Here is an 18,541-nt window from a genome sequence, read left to right on the forward strand (position 1 = left end):
GGTTTTGATTTCCCGGAACCGGCTCCCGCAGAAGCTCCACCCGCCGATGCCCCCGGCCGCCGGCCGACTGCCATGCGGCCTAATGGCCTGACCGCTTTACGGAACCGGCACCGTTCTCCGGCAGCGCTCCCGCAGCGAAGTGAGCGATATCACGCCCCCGGGAAAGTTAACCCCGCCAACCACTGAATAAGAAAGGGGTGTCGGCGAAGTTTGCCACATTCTTATCATTTCCGCCTTCAAAAGCAAACAAAAAGCAAATGGTTGTACCAAAGCAATTGACATTACGGCAAAAGCTGTTTACAAGTAGTCCGTTCAAACAGCCAAAACAATTGTTTATTATCTCAAGATGGAGGTCGTGTCCATGAAGAAGTTACTTCTCCTGCTGTTGCCTGTGCTTGCTCTCACCCTGTCCGTCGTCTCTCCTGCCCTTGCCGCCCGCACCATTACCGTAGCTACCGATGCCACCTGGCCGCCCATGGAGATGGTCGACGCCAACAAGAACATCGTCGGCTACGACATTGACTTCCTCAACGCGGCCGCCAAGGAAGCAGGATTTAAGGTGGTCTTCAAGAACACCGCCTGGGACGGCATCTTCGCCGGTCTCGACTCCGGCCAGTACGACGCCGTCATCTCCTCGGTGACCATCACTCCGGAGCGCCAGAAGAAGTACGACTTCTCCCTCCCCTACATCGATGCCGGCCAGATCCTCGTGGTTCCCAAGAGCGAGCGCGCCACTAGGCTGGCCGATATGAAAGGGAAGAAGATCGGCGCCCAGATCGGCACCACCGGCGCCTTCGAGATCAAGAAGGTCAACGGCGTAGAGCTTAAGACCTACGACGAGATCGGCCTCGCCTTCGAGGACATGGCCGCCGGCCGCATCCAGGGGGTCGTCTGCGACGAGCCGACCGCCATCATCTACGCGCTGCAGAAAAAAGAGTACAAGGCCAAGTTCAAGATCGCCGGCAAGCCGTTCACCAAGGAAGCCTACGGCATCTGCGTGAAGAAGGGTAACAAGGAGCTGGTCTCCCTCCTCAACCGCGGCATCACCGCCGTCAAGAAAAAGAAGATCGACCAGCAGCTCAAGAAGAAGTGGCTGAAGTAGTCTTCGAGGAAGGCTCCGGGGATGGGGGATGCGCGGCAACCCTCCATCCCCGTCTCGTTTGAGAGGCGGGAACCGGAGAGCTGGCAGTGCCGGATACGCAAGAGCAGTGAAGGAATCGAAGCGAATGCACGAAAACGAAGCAAAGAAGCAGATCGAAGTGGGTGATGGCGCCGCCATTCCCACCAAAAAGGACCTCGGGCTATTCACCGCGTGGCGCATCGCCTTTTTCGGCGCCATCGCCGTCCTCGGCTGGCTTACCTATGCCAAGCCGGACCCCTACCTCACCATTCTCAAGTTCGTCCCCGACGGTATCGTGGTCACCTTCAAGGTTACCGTGGGAGCGATCCTCCTCGCGCTGGTCATCGGCCTCATCGCCGGATTGGGGCGGGTCGCCAACAACCGCCTCGCCAACGGGCTCGCCTCCCTCTACGTGGAGGTGATCCGCGGCATCCCGCTGCTGGTCCAGATCTTCTACATCTATTACGCCCTGGGGCGCTTCGTGAAGGTCCCCGACATGCTCTCCGCGATCATCGCCATGGCCGTCTGCTACGGCGCCTACATGGGAGAGGTCTTCCGGGCCGGGATCCAGTCGATTCCCAAGGGGCAGATGGAGGCGGCGCTCACCCTGGGGATGACCCGGAGCCAGGCCATGCGCCACGTCGTCGTCCCCCAGGCGTTCAAGGTGGTGCTGCCGCCGGTCGGCAACGAGTTCATCGCGCTATTGAAAGACTCCTCGCTGGTTTCCATCCTCGCGGTGGCCGACCTCTTGCGGCGCGGCCGCGAGTTCGCCTCCGAGTCCTTCACCTACTTCGAGACCTACACGGTGATCGCGTTGATCTACCTCATCATCACCCTGTTTTTCTCGAAGCTGATCGGAATCATGGAGGAGCGTATCAATGCCGGCAGGTAATACCCGCAAGATGGTGGAAGCACGCGAGGTCGTCAAGTACTACGGAAAGTTCAAGGCCCTCGACCGCGTCTCGGTCGACGTTGCCGAGGGGGAGAAGGTGGTCATCATAGGCCCCTCCGGCTCGGGGAAGAGCACCCTGCTGCGCGCCATGAACCGCCTGGAGGAGATCGATTCCGGGAGCATGATCGTCAACGGCGTCGACCTCTACGCCCCCAAGACCGACATCACCAAGGTGCGCGAGGAGGTCGGGATGGTCTTCCAGTCCTTCAATCTCTTCCCGCACAAGACCGTGATGGAGAACCTCACCCTCGCCCAGATGGTGGTGAGAAAGCGTCCCAAGGACGAGGCGGTCGAGCGGGCCTCGAAACTTTTGGCCAAGGTGGGGCTGACCGACAAGGCAAGCGCCTACCCGGGGCGCCTTTCGGGCGGGCAGCAGCAGCGGGTGGCGATCGCCCGCTCGCTCGCCATGGATCCCAAGATGATTCTGTTCGACGAGCCGACCTCGGCGCTCGACCCTGAGATGATCGGCGAGGTGCTCGAGGTCATGAAGGGCTTGGCCCGGGAAGGGATGACCATGGTGGTGGTGACCCACGAGATGGGCTTTGCGCGCGAGGTAGCCGACCGGGTGCTGTTCATGGACCGGGGCGCCGTCCTCGAGGCGGGGACGCCGGAGCACTTCTTCACCGCCCCGGCCCATCCCCGGACCCAGCTGTTTTTGAGTCAGATCCTGTAACTGTGCAGTTGCAACAAGGTGGCGGGCATTAGCCTCACCACCAAATTTTCAAGGAGGGCACCATGAAACCTAGCAGTAAACTCCTGGTCCTCGCGCTCGCCGGCGCGCTGACCGCCACCGCAGCTCCGGCTCTTGCGCTGGAGAACGAATTCCACGGGATGTTCCAGTTGCAGTTCGACGATTCGAACTTCAACGGCACCGGCAACCTCGACGCTGCCGGGGCCCGCTACACCCCGGACGGGAAGCCGTCCGACGCCCACAACGCGAACTTCTTCGAGCAGCGCGCACGTCTCGCCTACATCGCCAAGGCGAACCAGGACGTGAAGCTGATCACCAAGTTCGAGCTCGACTACTCCTACTGGGGTAACTCGAGCTACACCACCCATCGCAACCAGGGTGGTGCGCTGGGCGCCGACACCGTCAACATCGAGACCAAGAACATCTACCTTGATCTCAACAACGCTTCCCTCGCCACCAACGCCAAGGTTGGTATGCAGGGCGTCGACGATGCCTTCAAGGGGATCTTCTTCTCGGCCGACATGGCCGGCCTCCTCCTCACCCACGATTGCAAGCACCTTCCGGTCACCGCTTCGGTCGGTCTCTTCCGCTGGAACGACACCACCGGCAAGGTCAACCCGTTCACCTCGCTTGGCCACGACGCCCGCGACATGGCCCTGTTCGACGGCAAGTACAAGATCAATGACAACACCAAAGTGGGTCTCGCCTACTACTTCGTGAACGCCACCCACGTGGACATCATGGACGGCAACGGCAACCAGCTCATCGAGGACCTCACCGCCCACACCACCGGCCTCAACTTCCAGACCAACGTCGGCCCGGTCACCCTGGACGGCTTCGCCCTCTACCAGTTCGGCCACAACGGCAGCCTCAACCAGGACTTCTTCACCACCCCGGGTGTGAACAACGCCAGCAGGCACCGCAGTGCCTGGGCCGCCAACGTCGGCGCCCGCACCAAGGTCGGCACCGGCACCCTGAGAAGCGAGTTCCTCTACGTCTCCGGCGACAACGGCAACGGCCACACCACCAACGCCTTCTACACCCCGGCCAACTTCGGCTACAGCGAGTCCGGCTTCTGGAACAACGAGATGGTCATTCTGGGCCGCGACAAAAACGGTCTCACCAACGACTCCGCCATCGTGTTCGACGCCAACAACAAAAACCAAGGTGTATACTTTGGTTCGGTAGGGTACGACCATCCCTGCACCGACAAGATCACCGCCAGCGTGAACGCGGGCTTCGCCGCCATCGCGAAGGGCAACCAGTACACCTCGGTGAACGCCAAGACCGGTTCCGTGAACGCTACCAGCTACCTCGGCACCGAGCTCAACGCCGAGGCGAACTACAAGTTCAACGACTCGGTGACCTTCTCCGCCCGTGGCGGCTACGTCTTCCTGGGCGGCTACTACAACAGCGTGGCCCAGAACGGCGAAACCCCGGACAACCCGTGGGACGTCAAAATGCTCGTGAACTACACCTTCTAACCGCCCGCCGCCGGGGGTAGCCCCGGCGGCTCTTCCACCATCTTTTCTACAGGAGGCTGCCATGAAGAAACTTGTTGTGATGATACTGGCGGGTCTGATGCTCGCCGCCGCACCGGTCCACGCCCAGAGCTCCCCCGACAAGGACGAGTGCCTGCTGGCCGCTAAGGGTTGCGCAGGTGAGGTAGATTCCATCCAGAAACAAGTCAAGAAGCTGCAGAAAGAGATCAAGAAGGGGAACAAGGTCTACACCAAGGACGAGCTCCAGACGCTCAAGCGCAAGCTCGACGAGGTCTCCGCGCTCCTCAACGACCTCAACAAGCCCGGCGGAGCCGGCGGTGGCGGTGGCGGCCGGTAAAACCGCTGATTTTCCTTTGTGATTCGGCAAAAATACTTTAATGTTGCGCAGTCTGTATTCTCAACAAGGAGGGAGTGCTCATGACCATGAAGAAGTGCGCGGCTCTGTTGCTGGTCGGTCTGTTGGCCGCTGGCGGCTTCGGCTGCAAGAAGAAGGAAGAAGGGGGAGCCCCGGCCGCTAGCGGCAACACCGTGAAGATCGGCTTCCTGGGTGCATTGACCGGCGACGTCGCCATGTTCGGAAAACCGACCCTGGAAGGGATGAAGATGGCCGCCGACGAGATCAACGCGGCCGGCGGTGTCAACGGCAAGAAGATCGAGGTCGTCGAAGCCGACGACCGCGGCGACAAGCAGGAAGGCGCCTCGGTCACCCAGAAACTCATCACCCGCGACGGCGTAGCCGCCATCGTCGGCGACCCGACCACCGGCATCACCAAGGTGGCCGCCCCCATCGCCCAGAAAGCCCAGGTGGTCCTGCTCTCCGCCGGCGCCACCGGCCCGGGCGTGGTCGAAAACGGCGACTTCATCTACCGCGACACCCTGCTCGACTCCGTCGCCATCCCCGCCTGCATCGACTACTTCACCAAGGACCTCGGGTTCAAGAAAGTCGCCGTCATCACCTCCGACAACAACGACTACTCCGTCGGTCTGTCCCAGACCTTCCGCGATGCCGCCAAAGGGAAAGGGATCCAGATCGTGGCCGACGAGAAGGTCAAGGACGGCGACAAGGACTTCTCCGCCCAGATCACCAACATCAAGGCGAAGAACCCGGACGTCATCTTCTTCTCCGGCTACTACACCGAGGGCGCCCTCATCATGAAGGAAGCCCGCAAGCAGGGGCTCAAAGCCAACATGTTCGGCGGCGACGGCCTCTTCTCTCCGAAGTTCATCGAGCTCGGCGGCCCGGCCGTCGATGGCTCCATGTGCGCTCTGGGCTTCTCGCCTGAGCAGGCTTCCCCGACGACCGCCAAGTTCGTCGAGTCCTTCAAGAAGAAGTTCAACGGCCAGGAGCCGGGTCTGTTCGACGCCCAGGGCTACGACGCCGTCATGCTGCTTGCCGACGCCATGAAGCGCGCCCAGAGCAACGATCCGAAGGTCTTCAAGGCCGCTCTCGGCCAGACCAAGAACTTCGAAGGTGTCTCCGGCACCATCACCATCCGCGCCAACCGCGAGCCGATCAAGACTCCGCTTGCCCTGCTGGAAGTCAAAAAAGGCAAGTACGCCCTGAAGGCCAAGGTACCGGTCAAGATGGACTAGGCTGCAAAGAAGGGAATCTTCCCAATGAAAAGGCCCGGCAGAGCGATCTGCCGGGCCTTTTTTATTTCCGGGTGCCCCAACACCGCTTTACTTGGTTCTTCCCGCAATTACAGGGGGAACACAAAGGGGGGACAGGGGGGATTTGACTCACACAGATGGAGAAGCAAATCCCCCTAAATCCCCCTTTAACAAGGGGGACTTTTGGCCCCTAGGGATTTGCCTGCAGGGGGGCTTGATGCTACTTGACCTTCTGCTTCTCCATGTAGGCGCTGAAGCGGCGGACGTGCTCGCGGGCGATGCGGCGGGCTTCTTCGGAGTCGTGGGCCTCGATGGCGGCGATCAACTGCACCATGTCCTGGTGGTTCTCCTTCATGAGCTCCTCGTCCTTCGGGAGGAAGCTCTCGTAATAGGTGTGGATGTTCCAGGATAGGGACTCCAGCACCGAGATGAAGAGCGGGTTCCTAGTCGTTTCGGCGATCTTGAGATGAATCTGTTCGTCGGTGGTGATGAAGCTGTCCCAGTGGTCCGGGCCGTTGGCGAGATGATCGCCGGCGGCAGAGAGAAGCGCCTTCAGCTTGACCAGATCCTCCGTGTCGGCCCGGCGGGCGGCCAGCGCCGCGATATCGCCTTCGAGCCCGATACGGAACTCTGCCAGGTTCTGCAGGGAGACCTTCTTGTAGCGGATCAAAAGCCCGAGGCTGGCACTGACCTGCTCGGTCCCCACCCCTTTGACGATGGAGCCGCCGGCCACCCCGGTCCTGATCTCGATCAGTCCCTTCTGTTCGAGAACCCTGAGCGCCTCCCTGAGCGTCCCCCGGCTCACCTGAAACCTCTCCTTGAGATCCCTCTCGGCCGGGAGCTGGTCCCCGGTCTTCAGCTTCCCGGTGACGATCGCCTCCTGGATCTGCTCCACTACATCCTGGTACACCCTGCTCTGCTTTGCCTGACGGAACATCAAGAATCCTTTCGCTCGTGCGGTGATGGGGCTGCCGCTGGGCTTCCTGGCAACGGTACAACCTTTATATCAGGAGAGTATATCCATTGCAATATCGAACATCTAGGAAGCTGTTGACAAGCGCCTTCGCTTGAGGTATCTAATGGTCCAACCATTACTATCATTCTACAGGAGTCCTGCCATGCAAAGCGCGCTCAACGAGAAGATCGTCTCCCGGGGAAAAGAGTTTTTCAGCACCATCAGCGGTGAAAAACCGTCGCTGTTCGACAAAGGGGCCTGGATGGGGAAGGTCATGGACTGGAGCATGCAGAACGAGCAGTTCAAGGTCCAGATGTTCCGCTTCGTGGACGTTTTCCCTTCGTTGACCACCAGCCGGCTGCTGACCGACCACATCCGCGAGTATTTCGGCGAAGACAAGGACATGCCGGCGGTCCTCTCGTGGGGAGCCAAGGCGGCCGGGATGTTCGGCTCTTTGGGGGGCGCCGTGCTCAACAAGGTGCTCTCTTCGAACATCCAGGAGATGGCACGCCAGTTCATCGTGGGGGAGAACACCAAGGAGGCGGTGAAAAACCTCGAGAAGCTGAGAAAAGACGGCTTCGCCTTCGTGGTCGACGTCCTTGGGGAGGCCACCCTTTCCGAGGCCGAGGCGGAGGCCTACACCAACACCTACCTGGAGCTTCTCGACGCGCTGAAGAAGGAGCAGGCCGGATGGAAACCGCTCGGTAACGGCGGCGGCTCCCTCGACTGGGGTCACGCACCCAAGGTCAACGTCGCCGTCAAGCCGACCGCCCTCTTCTGCCTGGCCAACCCCCAGGATTTCGAGGGGTCGGTCACCGCCATCCTCGCCAGGCTGCGCCAGATCATGGTCAAGGTGGTGGACCTCAACGGCTTCATGTGCATCGACATGGAATCGTACCGCCACAAGGGGATCATCCTGGAGGCCTTCCGCCGGCTGAAGCTCGAATACCGCAGCTACCCGCACCTGGGGATCGTGCTGCAAGCCTACCTGAAGGATACCGACCGCGACCTGGACGAGCTCCTCGGCTGGGCGAGGAAGGAAGGGGTGCAGATTTCCGTCCGACTGGTGAAGGGGGCCTACTGGGACTACGAGACCGTAAAGGCCAAGCAGAACGACTGGGAGGTACCGGTCTGGACCATCAAGGCGGAAAGCGACGCCGCCTACGAGCGCCAGGCGAGGAAGATCCTCGAGAACCACGACATCTGCCACTTCGCCTGCGCCTCCCATAACATCCGCACCATCTCCTCCGTGATGGAGGCCGCCCGCCAGCTGGGGGTACCCGAGGAGCGCTACGAGTTCCAGGTCCTCTACGGGATGGCGGAGCCGGTGCGCCGCAGCATCCTCAAGGTTGCCGGCAGGATCCGCCTCTACTGCCCGTACGGCGACATGGTGCCGGGGATGGGATACCTGGTGCGCCGCCTGCTGGAAAATACCGCCAACGAGTCGTTCCTCCGTCAAAGCTTCGCCGGCGACGCCGAGATCGAGCGGCTCCTCGAGGATCCGGTCCTCACCGTGAGCAGGGAGAAGCAGGCGCGCCCGGTCGCGGCCTCCAAGGTATCCGAAGGCGTTCCCCCCTTTAAAAACGAGGCGATGGTGGACTTCACCCGTCCGGAGCACCGCGAGGCCTTCCCGAAGCAGATTGCGGCGGTGCGCGGCCAGCTCGGCAAGGTCTATCCCCTCTTCATCGACGGCAAAGAGGTCCGGATGGAGGAGGTGATCCCGACGGTGAACCCCAACCGCCCCTCGGAGGTGCTCGGAAGGGTCTGCCAGTCCGGAACCGCCGAGGTCGGCAAGGCGGTCGCCGCCGCCAAGGGGGCCTTCCCCGCCTGGCGTGACACCGCGCCGGAAAAGCGCGCCGAATACCTCCTCAAGGGGGCCGAGGCCGCCCGCAAGCGCGCCTTCGAGCTCGCCGCCTGGCAGGTGCTCGAGATCGGCAAACAGTGGGACCAGGCGTACGCCGACGTCACCGAGGCGATCGACTTCCTCGAGTACTACGCCCGCGAGATGATCCGCCTCGGCAAGCCCTCCCGCGTGGGGAACGCCCCGGGCGAGCTGAACCACTACTTCTACGAGCCCAAAGGGGTGGCAGCGGTCATCGCCCCCTGGAACTTCCCGCTCGCCATCAGCATGGGGATGGTCTCTGCCGCCATCGTGGCCGGCAACACCGTGGTCTTCAAGCCCTCCGCCCTCACCTCGATCATCGGCTGGCACCTGGTGGAGATCTTCCGCGAGGCGGGACTCCCCGCCGGCGTCTTCAACTTCACCCCGGGACGCGGCTCGGTGATGGGCGACTACCTGGTGGACCACCCGGACATCAGCCTGATCGCCTTCACCGGCTCCATGGAAGTGGGTCTCCGGATCATCGAGCGGGCGGCCAAGGTCTACCCGGGGCAGCAGAACGTGAAGAAGATCGTCTGCGAGATGGGGGGCAAGAACGCCATCATCATCGACGACGACGCCGATCTCGACGAGGCGGTCCCGCACGTCCTCTACTCCGCCTTCGGTTTCCAGGGGCAGAAGTGCTCGGCCTGCTCGCGGGTCATCGTGGTGGACGCAGTCTACGACAAGTTCATCGACCGGCTGGTATCCATGGCCAAGGCGACCCAGGTCGGCCCCTCCGAGGACCCGGCCTACTACATGGGGGCGGTATCCGACAGTAACGCCCAGCGGACCATCATGGAGTACGCCTCCATCGGGAAGAAGGAGGGGCACCTCCTTTACGAGAGCCCGGTCCCGCAGGGCGAAGGATACTACGTCCCGATGACCATCGTCGGCGGGATCCGCCCCGAGCACCGGATCGCCCAGGAAGAGATCTTCGGACCGGTGCTGGCCGTCATGCGGGTCAAGGACTTCGACCAGGCGATCGAGTGGGCCAACTCCACCCGCTTCGCCCTCACCGGCGGGGTCTTCAGCCGCAGCCCGGAGCACCTGGACAAGGCCCGCCGCGAGTTCCGGGTGGGGAACCTCTACCTGAACAGGAACAACACCGGCGCGCTGGTTGGGCGTCAGCCGTTCGGCGGCTCCCGGATGTCCGGGGTCGGGACCAAGGCGGGGGGCCACGACTACCTCCTGCACTTCATGGACCCGCGCGTCATCACCGAAAACACCATGCGCCGCGGCTTCGCACCAGTGGAAGCGGGGGATGACCTGCCGTAAGAAGGAAGCAAACCTGCAGTGAATAAAAGCGGATGGTGACGGGGCAGCCCGCCGCCATCCGCTTTTTTCGTGTACCCCGCTTCCGCACCCCGCCACTTCCCCCTCTCCCTAGCCTCCCCCTCCAAGGGGGAGGGAACCGCTTGTTTGACCACAGCAAAATCTGTTTACGGAAACCCTTGACGCAGCGGCTCCTTTCTGGAATAATGGCCCGCCGGTCTGACCAATAGACCTTAGCCAATGCTAATGATATCGGAGGGAAGATGAAAAAGTTAATCCTGCTTATCGCCGTCACCCTTATCGCCGCGCTTACCATCCCGGCCCTCGCCGCCGATGGCTCCTTCAACAAGGCCAAAAGCGCCGGCAAAATCGTCATTGGCCTCGATGACGCCTTCCCTCCCATGGGCTACCGCGATGACAAAGGGAAGCTGATCGGCTTCGACATCGACGCCGCCGAGGAAGTCGGCAAGCGTCTCGGGATCAAGATCGAGTGGCAGCCGACCGCCTGGGAAGGCGTGATCCACTCCCTCAACGCCAAGAAATTCGACTGCATCTGGAACGGCATGACCATCACCGACGAGCGCGCCAAAGAAGTGGCCTTCACCAAGCCGTACATCATGGACGGCCAGATCGCCGTGGTCCGCTTCAAGGACAAGCGCTTCAAGTCCCTCAAGGACCTCAAAAAGGTGAAGGTCGGCGCCCAGAAAGGCTCCTCCGCCCTGAGCGCCGTGAAGAAACTCCCCACCGCTCCGGTTGAGCTCAAAGAGTACGAGGACAACCCTAAGGCGCTCCTCGACCTGGAAGCCTCCCGCATCGACGTGGTGGTGATGGACAACGTCACCGGCCGCGACTTCATCGCCAAGCGCCCCGGCCAGTTCAAGGTCCTCCCCGGCTTCATCAGCAAGGAGCCGTTCGGGGTCGCCTTCCGCAAGGAAGACACCGCGCTGCGCACCAAGGTTCAGCAGGCCCTCGACAAGATGGTCAAGGACGGCACCATGGCGAAGATCTCCCGCAAGTGGTTCGCCGAGGACATCACCAACCCGAAGAAGTGGTAGCCGGAATCTCTCCGGTATGGTAGAAAGGGACCCGTACTCGACGGGTCCCGGCTTTTATTCCGCACTATGTGAAGGCAGTACTATGACTCTTTTCAGCAAACCATCCGGCAGGGTCGTCATCGCGACCCTGCTTTTTTTGTGGGCGCTCGCCCTTCCTTTCGCCGCCTGCGCCGCCCCTGTGGATCCCGACCAGGTTTTCAAAAATGCCAGCGACATCATGGCGCAGGGGGATCTCTCCGCCGCGGTCGCCGAGCTCCAGAAGATCCCCAAACCCGCCAAGGGGGAGGACGGCGAGGCGTACGCCCGGAGCCGGATGCAGATCGCTAGGCTCGAGTTCTCGCTGGGGGAGATGGAGAAGGCTAGCGCCGCCGCCAAAGACGTGCTCGCTCTCTACCCCGACAACAGCGAGGCGAAGAATTTCGCGGCCTCGGTGGCTGCCGCGCGCCAGCCCGGCTACGTCACCTTCTTCAAGGATTGCCTCCGGTTCCTCCCTTCCCTGCTGAAGGGGGCGGTGACCACCCTGCTCCTGGTGGTCGGCACCATGCTGATCTCCCCCCTGGGGGGCCTTTTGATCGCCCTCGGAAGGATCAGCGCCTTCCGCCCGGTCTCGGCCCTTTGCTGGTTCGTCATCTGGTTCTTCCGCGGCACGCCGCTTTTGCTCCAGCTCTTTTTCATCTACTACGGCCTCCCTTCGCTGGGGATCACCCTTCCCCCCGCCACCGCCGCCATCATCGGCCTCGGGCTCAACTATTCGGCCTACCTCGGTGAGATCATCCGCGGCGGGATCCAGAGCATCGACCACGGCCAGATGGAGGCCGCCAAGGCGATCGGGATGACCTACCGCCAGGCGATGCGGAGGGTCATCATCCCGCAGACCTACAAGAGACTCATGCCCCCCATCGGCAACGAGTTCATCGCCCTCATCAAGGACACCGCGCTCGTTTCCACCATCGCCATGGTGGAACTCATGCGCTCGGCCGACCAGCTCTTCAACACCTACTTCAACGTGACGGCCCTGGTGCTGGCTGCCCTGGTCTACCTCGCCTTCACCACCCTCTTCACCTTCATCTTCCAAAGGATCGAGTACCGTGCGGGGATTTATGAACACCGATAGGCAGCCGCTCATAGAGCTTCAGGGGATCGTCAAACGCTTCAAGAGCCTGACCGCCGTCAACGGGGTCTCCCTCTCCGTCTACCCCGGCGAAAAGCTCGTCATCATCGGCCCCTCCGGCTCGGGAAAATCGACCTTGCTCCGTTCGATCAACTTCCTGGAAGAGATCGACGAGGGGACGGTCCGCTTCGAGGGGCACGAGGTGGGGTACCACCGGCGCCACGGCAAGCTCCACCTCGACAAGCAGTCGGTGATCTGCCCCCTTAGGGCCGAGATCGGGATGGTCTTCCAGCACTTCCACCTCTTTCCCCATATGACCGTACTCGGCAACGTCATGGAGGGACCGCTCACCGTCCAGAAGAAGCCGGCCGCCGAGGCACGGCAGATCGCCCTCGACATGCTCGCCAAGGTGGGGCTCTCCGACAAGCAGGACGTCTACCCCGCCACCCTTTCGGGGGGGCAGAAGCAGCGGGTGGCCATCGCCAGGGCGCTCGCCATGCGCCCCAAGCTGATGCTCTTCGACGAACCGACCTCGGCCCTCGACCCGGAGCTCGTCGGGGAGGTCTTCGACACCATCCACACCCTGGCCGACGAGGGGATGACCATGATCATCGTCACCCACCACATGGGGTTCGCGCGCGAGCTCGCCGACCGGGTGATGTTCATGGAAAAGGGGGACTTCATTGCGCAGGGAACGCCGCAGGAGTTCTTCGACAACCAGGGTGGCAACGAGAGGATCAAGAGCTTTTTAAGCAGGCTGATCTAACCCCGCTACCCCCGCCCTTTTGGCGGAGAGGGACGGGGTGAGGAAGGGGAGCCGAAGGGTAGAGCCGGCCATCCCAGGCGGATTGCCGGACGAGGGAGAGTTTTGCGGGACAAAACTCCCCTGGCCTGCCGGGGTGAGGCAGCCTGGGCAGGGGCCTGACAAATGGTCCAAAAATGCTAAGCATGCGAACTATCAATATAATTAAGATTAGCTTATTTTGGTAAGACCAAATAATTGTCTTGCTCAGCGGCGCCAAAACGTGGTAGAAAGCCCCGTTTGTTTAAAAAGAGTATACAGTGCCGTCCGCGTCGTCATCTCTCTGTAATGTCGAGAGAAATTAGGTTGGGAACGGAAGGCGCTGGCGAGACAATTCAACTACCGGCCAGACCGGAGACCACTCCTGACAAAGGACCGTCAATGTTCCTACAGCAACTGATCAACGGGGTAGCCCTCGGGAGCACGTACGCGCTGATAGCTCTCGGCTACACCATGGTGTACGGCATCATCACCCTCATCAACTTTGCCCATGGCGAGATCTTCATGGTCGGCGCCTTCGTCGGGCTCCTCCTGATCACCTACTTCAAGCTCAACATCTTCGTGGCGATGTTCCTCTCGATGAGCTTCTGCATGATCCTCGGGGTGGTGATCGAGCTGGTCGCCTACCGCAGGCTGCGCCGCTCGTCGAGGCTCTCGGCGCTGATCTCCGCCATCGGGGTTTCGATCTTCCTCTCGTCGCTGGCGCTCATGATCTTCGGCGCCGACGCCAAGGCCTTCCCGGACGATGTGTTCCCGCTTCGGCAGATCAAGATCGGCAGCGCCGAGGTCTCCACCCTCCAGCTCTCCATCATCGGCATCTCGGCCCTGTTGATGCTCACCCTCGAGTTCATCGTCCAGAAGACCAAGATCGGCAAGGCAATGCGGGCCACTTCCGAGGACTACACCGCCGCCGCCCTGATGGGAATCAACGTCAACCGCGTCATCTCCTTCACCTTCGCCCTCGGTTCCGCCCTGGCCGCCGCCGGCGGCATGCTGGTGGGACTCCTTTTCAACGCCGTCACCTTCAACATGGGACTCATGGCCGGCCTTAAAGCCTTCGCAGCCGCCGTCCTGGGCGGGATCGGCTCCATCCCGGGCGCCATGCTCGGCGGGGTCCTCCTCGGGGTTACCGAGGTCTTCGGGGTCGCCATCGGCTATTCCTCGTACCGGGACGCCATCGCCTTCACCATTCTCGTCCTGGTGCTCCTGCTGAAGCCCACCGGCCTCCTCGGCCAGAAAATCCAGAAAAAGGTTTAATAGATATGGGTCACTTCCTTCAGAGCATCGTCGGGTCCGTCGACCCGTATACCCTCCAGATCATCGTCAACATCGGGATTGCCATCCCGCTTGCCCTCGGCCTCAACGTCATTACCGGCCTGACCGGGCAGCTCTCGCTGGGACACGCGGCGTTCATGAGCATCGGGGCGTTCATCGGTGCCATCCTCACCAACCGGCTCGGGCTCCCCTTCGAGCTGAACCTGATCCTGACCGGCCTGCTGACTGCGCTGATCGGCGTGCTGATCGGCTTCCCGATCCTGCGGCTGACCGGCGATTACCTGGCCATCTGCACCCTGGGCTTCGCCGAGATCGTCAAGGTCGTTTTCCTCAACCTGGACATCACCAACAAGGCGCTCGGCATGCAGGTAGTACCGGCCAAAACCTCGATCCCGATGCCGATCTACGTCTGGGTGGTGGCCATCATCTCCATCGTGTTCGTGACCTTCCTGCAGTCCTCCCGCCTGGGCCGCGCCCTGAAGGCGATCCGGGAAGACGAGATCGCTGCCGAGGCTATGGGGATCAACCTGGCGATCTACAAGGTCAAGTCCTTCGCCATCGGCACCTTCCTGGCCGGTATCGGCGGCTGCCTTTACGCCCACTTCATCAACTACATCAACCCTTCCGACTTCGGGTTCCTCAAGTCGGTCGATATCCTCAGCATGGTGGTGCTCGGCGGCCTGGGAAGCATCCCCGGCACCGTGTTCGGCGCCGCCGTCCTCTCCGCCGCCCCGGAGTTTCTCCGCTTCATGTCGCAGTACCGTATGCTCGTCTACGGCGCGCTTCTCGTCTGCCTCATGGTCTTCCGCCCCAACGGCCTTTTGGGCGGTGTCAACTTCACCGGGATGCTGATGAAGGCGCTGGGCCGCAGGGCAAGCGAAACCCTCGCCGCGGATCCGAAGCGGCGCGAGCTGTAAGGGCCTTCGAGGCCTCACCTTACCGAAGGAATTTTCCGCATGGCAAGCATACTGAAACTCGATAAAGTAACCATCCGCTTCGGCGGCCTCGTGGCGGTCGACAAGGTCGACCTCGCGGTCGAGGAGGGGAGCATCCAGGCGCTCATCGGCCCCAACGGCGCCGGCAAGAGCACCCTCTTCAACCTGATCACCGGGATCTACACCCCGACCGAAGGGGAGATCCGCTTCGGCGGAAACCTCATCAGCGGCAAGAAGACCCACCAGATCGCCGCCCAAGGGGTGGGGAGAACCTTCCAGAACATCCGTCTCTTCAACGAGCTGTCCGTCCTGGAAAACGTGCTGATCGGCGCCCACACCCAGGGGAACTGGGACCTCTTCGGCACCCTCATGGCGCCGACCCCCTGGATGAAAAAGAAGGAAGCCGAGCTGGTCGATCTTGCCATGGAGTGCCTCCATCGCGTGGAGCTGACCGGCAAGGCGGGCGAGCTGGCCAGTAACCTCTCCTACGGGCAGCAGCGCCGCCTGGAAATCGCCCGCGCCCTGGCACTTCGGCCGAAGATCATCCTCCTCGACGAGCCGGCCGCCGGCATGAACCCCTTCGAGAAACAGGCCCTCATGGATATCGTGAAGAAGATCAGGGCCACCGGCGTCACCGTTTTCCTGGTGGAACACGATATGAAGTTCGTCATGGGGATCTCCGACCGGATCGCGGTTCTCGACTATGGGATTAAAATCGCCGACGGGACGCCGGAAGAGGTACGCGCCAACCCGAAGGTTATCGAGGCCTACCTCGGCAAGGCGGCGAACCAGTAATACTGGTTCCAGGTTCTACGTTCCAGGTTCCACGTTACAAGTACCACTGATTTGGTGAAGCAGCATAGGCAGCATTTTGATAATTTAAGCATAGTACGCAGCTCTAGGTCGCGGTTCACGCCTCTACGCCATTTGGTCTCAACGTAGAACGTAGAACGTAGAACAGAGAACGTAGAACTGTTTCCAGAGGTTTTTATGCTCGTTGTCGAACAACTCTCCGTAAATTACAAGGCGATCAAGGCCCTCACCGAGGTGAACTGCGAGGTCAAGCATGGTGAGATCGTAGCCCTGATCGGTGCCAACGGCGCCGGGAAGACCACCATCCTCAACACCATCTCCGGTATCGTCCCCGCTGCCAGCGGGCGGATCACCTTCGAGGGTAAAGACATCACCCAGGTCCCGGCCCACGACATCGTGAAGCTCGGCATCTGCCAGGTCCCCGAGGGGCGCCGCGTCTTTTCGAAGATGAGCGTGCTGGAGAACCTGGAGATGGGTGCCTACTCCAAGAACGACAAGAAGATGATGCAGGAGGGGATCGAGCGCGCCTTCCAGATGTTCCCGCGCCTGGCCGAGCGCCGCAAGCAGCTCGCCAAGACCCTTTCCGGCGGAGAACAGCAGATGCTCGCCATGGGCCGCGCCCTGATGACCAACCCCCGCCTGCTCCTTCTCGACGAGCCGTCCATGGGCCTCGCCCCGATGCTGGTCGAGAAGATCTTCGAGGTGGTCACCGAGATCAACAAGGCCGGGACCACCATCATGCTGGTCGAGCAGAATGCCCACATGGCCCTCTCAATAGCCAACCGCGCCTACGTCCTGGAGACCGGCGAGGTGGTGCTGAAGGGCGACGCGAAGGAGCTGGCCGCCGACCCCGAGGTAAGGAAGGCGTACCTGGGTGAATAGGGTGCCGCGCCCCGCACATCAACCGCTGGTTAACCCCTACCTGGCTGTCCTGGTAGGGGTTTTTGCCGTCTCTTTCTCGGCGCTCTTCGTGCGGCTTTGCAGCGCTCCGCCGCTCGTCATCGCGAGCTACCGTCTCATCTTCACCTTTCTCCTGCTCCTCCCCGCCGGCCTCGCCAGCCGCTTCTCCGGCATCCGGGAGATGAATCGCCGTCAGTTCCTCCTCTCCGCGGGCAGCGGCGTCTTCCTGGCGCTCCACTTCGTCACCTGGTTCACCTCGCTCAAATACACCTCGATCGCCAGCTCGGTCGTGATCGTCACCACCCAGCCGGTCTTCGTGGTCCTGGGGTCGTGGCTGTTCTACAAGGAGAAGGTCCCCCGCAAGGCCGTGTACGGCGGGCTCTTGGCCATCTCGGGGAGCTTGGTGATCGGCGCCGGGGACTTCAGGATGGGGATGGAAGCCTTCCTTGGCGACCTGCTGGCGCTCGCGGCTGCCATCTTCATCTCCGGCTACATCCTCATCGGACGCAGGCTGCGCGGAAGCGTGGAGCTCTCCGGGTACACCCTGGTCACCTACGGCGCGAGCTCGCTGGTGCTGGCGGTAGGGACGCTGGCGGCCCGGGTTCCGTTCTACCCCTACCCTGCCACCGACTGGGCCCTCTTCTTCGGGCTGGCCGCCATCTGCACCGTCCTTGGCCACACCACCTTCAACTGGGCGCTCCGCTACGTGCAGGCGTCCGTGGTTTCGGTGAGCATCCTCGGCGAGCCGCTGGGGGCCATCGTCTGGGCCTCGATCTTCCTCAAGGAGTATCCGACCACCCGGCAGCTCCTCGGGGGCTCCATCATCTTCACGGGGCTTTTCATCTTCACCCGCGTCTCCGCCCGTTTCACCAAGAACCAAGGGGCGCTCACCGCGTCCGCGACGGAAGCATCATGAACGCCTATTTCAACTTCTTCATCAGTATCTGGATCAAATTCTTCTTCCTCCTCACCCCCTTCTTCGTTCTCTCGGTCTTTCTTTCCATGACCCAGGAGATGGGAGGGCGCGAACGGCGCAAGCTTGCCGTGCGGGTAACCCTGGCTGTGCTCCTTGCCTGCTTTACCCTTTACTTCTTCGGTAACCACCTCTTCTCGCTGTTCGGTATCACCCTGGACTCCTTCCGGATCGGCGCCGGGGTCCTTCTCTTCCTCTCCGCGGTTCAGATGGTGCAGGGAGAGGCGGTGGCGCCCGGCGAGCGGCAGGACGACATCTCGGTGGTCCCGCTGGCGATTCCCATCACGGTGGGGCCCGCGACCACCGGTGCGCTGATGGTCATGGGGGCGGATCTTCAGGAGAACTGGCAGGTCATTGCGGGGTGTGCCGCACTGGCGGCGGCGGTGGTCTGCATCGGGGTGATACTCTTCTGCGCCTCTGCCATCGAGCACGTCATCGGAAGAAAGGGGATCACCATCCTGAGCAAGCTGACCGGCTTGATGCTGGCCGCCATCGCTGCCCAGCTGGTCTTTTCCGGGATCAAGAACTTCCTGCACATCGTCTAAACGTACAAAGGGGACTGGCGCCACAGGTGCCAGTCCCCTTTCTTTTAGATGCACATTCCTCTCGTGAAGCCTCATCGGAGGTATTAGGGGGTTCAAAATCCCCCTTTGGAAAAGGGGGATTTAGGGGGATTTGCCTTGGCAGCCAAT

Annotated in this window: 17 protein-coding genes; 16 read left to right on the plus strand and 1 reads right to left on the minus strand. The window is 61.7% G+C overall.

All coding sequences use genetic code 11. The annotated features are described in order from the left end of the window. Positions 1–361: 361 nt before the first annotated feature. From L4X63_RS01490 to L4X63_RS01515, 6 genes are all read left to right on the plus strand, one after another. Positions 362–1,102, plus strand: coding sequence for a basic amino acid ABC transporter substrate-binding protein (locus L4X63_RS01490; RefSeq protein WP_250676814.1), 741 nt, complete (start codon positions 362–364; stop codon positions 1,100–1,102). A 124-nt stretch (positions 1,103–1,226) separates the two neighbouring features. After that, positions 1,227–2,012 (plus strand): amino acid ABC transporter permease, encoded by a 786-nt coding sequence (locus L4X63_RS01495; protein ID WP_250676815.1) that lies wholly within the window; start codon positions 1,227–1,229, stop codon positions 2,010–2,012. Continuing rightward, entirely contained in the window at positions 1,999–2,745 is a 747-nt protein-coding gene (locus tag L4X63_RS01500; RefSeq protein ID WP_284694439.1) for an amino acid ABC transporter ATP-binding protein, read from the plus strand. The genes L4X63_RS01495 and L4X63_RS01500 overlap by 14 nt, the downstream gene beginning before the upstream one ends. Before the next feature lie 62 nt (positions 2,746–2,807). Next, positions 2,808–4,247, plus strand: a complete 1,440-nt coding sequence (locus L4X63_RS01505) for a hypothetical protein (RefSeq protein ID WP_250676816.1) — start codon at positions 2,808–2,810, stop codon at positions 4,245–4,247. A 61-nt stretch (positions 4,248–4,308) separates the two neighbouring features. Next, positions 4,309–4,602, plus strand: coding sequence for a coiled-coil domain-containing protein (locus L4X63_RS01510; protein ID WP_250676817.1), 294 nt, complete (start codon positions 4,309–4,311; stop codon positions 4,600–4,602). Positions 4,603–4,682: 80 nt separating this feature from the next. Then, on the plus strand, positions 4,683–5,858 hold the full coding sequence (locus L4X63_RS01515; RefSeq protein WP_250676818.1) for an ABC transporter substrate-binding protein: 1,176 nt from the start codon (positions 4,683–4,685) through the stop codon (positions 5,856–5,858). A gap of 238 nt (positions 5,859–6,096) precedes the next feature. Here the strand turns inward: L4X63_RS01515 and L4X63_RS01520 are convergent, their stop codons facing one another. Next, positions 6,097–6,813, minus strand: coding sequence for a FadR/GntR family transcriptional regulator (locus L4X63_RS01520; RefSeq protein WP_250676819.1), 717 nt, complete (start codon positions 6,811–6,813; stop codon positions 6,097–6,099). Positions 6,814–6,994: 181 nt separating this feature from the next. Between L4X63_RS01520 and pruA the strand changes: the two genes are divergently transcribed. From pruA to L4X63_RS01570, 10 genes are all read left to right on the plus strand, one after another. After that, a complete protein-coding gene (pruA, locus tag L4X63_RS01525; RefSeq protein WP_250676820.1) occupies positions 6,995–9,988 on the plus strand; it encodes an L-glutamate gamma-semialdehyde dehydrogenase in 2,994 nt (997 codons plus the stop codon). A gap of 260 nt (positions 9,989–10,248) precedes the next feature. Next, the gene (locus tag L4X63_RS01530) at positions 10,249–11,040 is read left to right on the plus strand and encodes an amino acid ABC transporter substrate-binding protein (RefSeq protein ID WP_250676821.1); all 792 of its coding nucleotides are present in this window, start codon (positions 10,249–10,251) and stop codon (positions 11,038–11,040) included. An 82-nt stretch (positions 11,041–11,122) separates the two neighbouring features. Then, on the plus strand, positions 11,123–12,154 hold the full coding sequence (locus L4X63_RS01535) for an amino acid ABC transporter permease (RefSeq protein ID WP_250676822.1): 1,032 nt from the start codon (positions 11,123–11,125) through the stop codon (positions 12,152–12,154). After that, the gene (locus L4X63_RS01540) at positions 12,141–12,917 is read left to right on the plus strand and encodes an amino acid ABC transporter ATP-binding protein (RefSeq protein ID WP_250676823.1); all 777 of its coding nucleotides are present in this window, start codon (positions 12,141–12,143) and stop codon (positions 12,915–12,917) included. The genes L4X63_RS01535 and L4X63_RS01540 overlap by 14 nt, the downstream gene beginning before the upstream one ends. 417 nt (positions 12,918–13,334) lie before the next feature. Next, on the plus strand, positions 13,335–14,210 hold the full coding sequence (locus L4X63_RS01545) for a branched-chain amino acid ABC transporter permease (RefSeq protein WP_250676824.1): 876 nt from the start codon (positions 13,335–13,337) through the stop codon (positions 14,208–14,210). Between the two features lie 5 nt (positions 14,211–14,215). Beyond that, entirely contained in the window at positions 14,216–15,145 is a 930-nt protein-coding gene (locus L4X63_RS01550) for a branched-chain amino acid ABC transporter permease (protein ID WP_250676825.1), read from the plus strand. 39 nt (positions 15,146–15,184) lie between these two features. Continuing rightward, a complete protein-coding gene (locus L4X63_RS01555) occupies positions 15,185–15,958 on the plus strand; it encodes an ABC transporter ATP-binding protein (protein WP_250676826.1) in 774 nt (257 codons plus the stop codon). Between the two features lie 195 nt (positions 15,959–16,153). After that, positions 16,154–16,858 carry an ABC transporter ATP-binding protein gene (locus L4X63_RS01560; RefSeq protein WP_250676827.1) on the plus strand — a complete coding sequence of 235 codons (705 nt, stop codon included), beginning with the start codon at positions 16,154–16,156 and terminating at the stop codon, positions 16,856–16,858. Beyond that, complete coding sequence (locus tag L4X63_RS01565) at positions 16,851–17,792, plus strand: DMT family transporter (RefSeq protein ID WP_250676828.1); 942 nt, start codon at positions 16,851–16,853, stop codon at positions 17,790–17,792. The genes L4X63_RS01560 and L4X63_RS01565 overlap by 8 nt, the downstream gene beginning before the upstream one ends. After that, complete coding sequence (locus L4X63_RS01570; protein ID WP_250676829.1) at positions 17,789–18,394, plus strand: MarC family protein; 606 nt, start codon at positions 17,789–17,791, stop codon at positions 18,392–18,394. Before L4X63_RS01565 ends, L4X63_RS01570 begins: the two co-directional genes overlap by 4 nt. Positions 18,395–18,541 lie beyond the last annotated feature (147 nt).

This window comes from Geomonas sp. Red32, from assembly GCF_023652955.1.
In the GTDB taxonomy this organism is placed as follows: Bacteria; Desulfobacterota; Desulfuromonadia; order Geobacterales; family Geobacteraceae; genus Geomonas.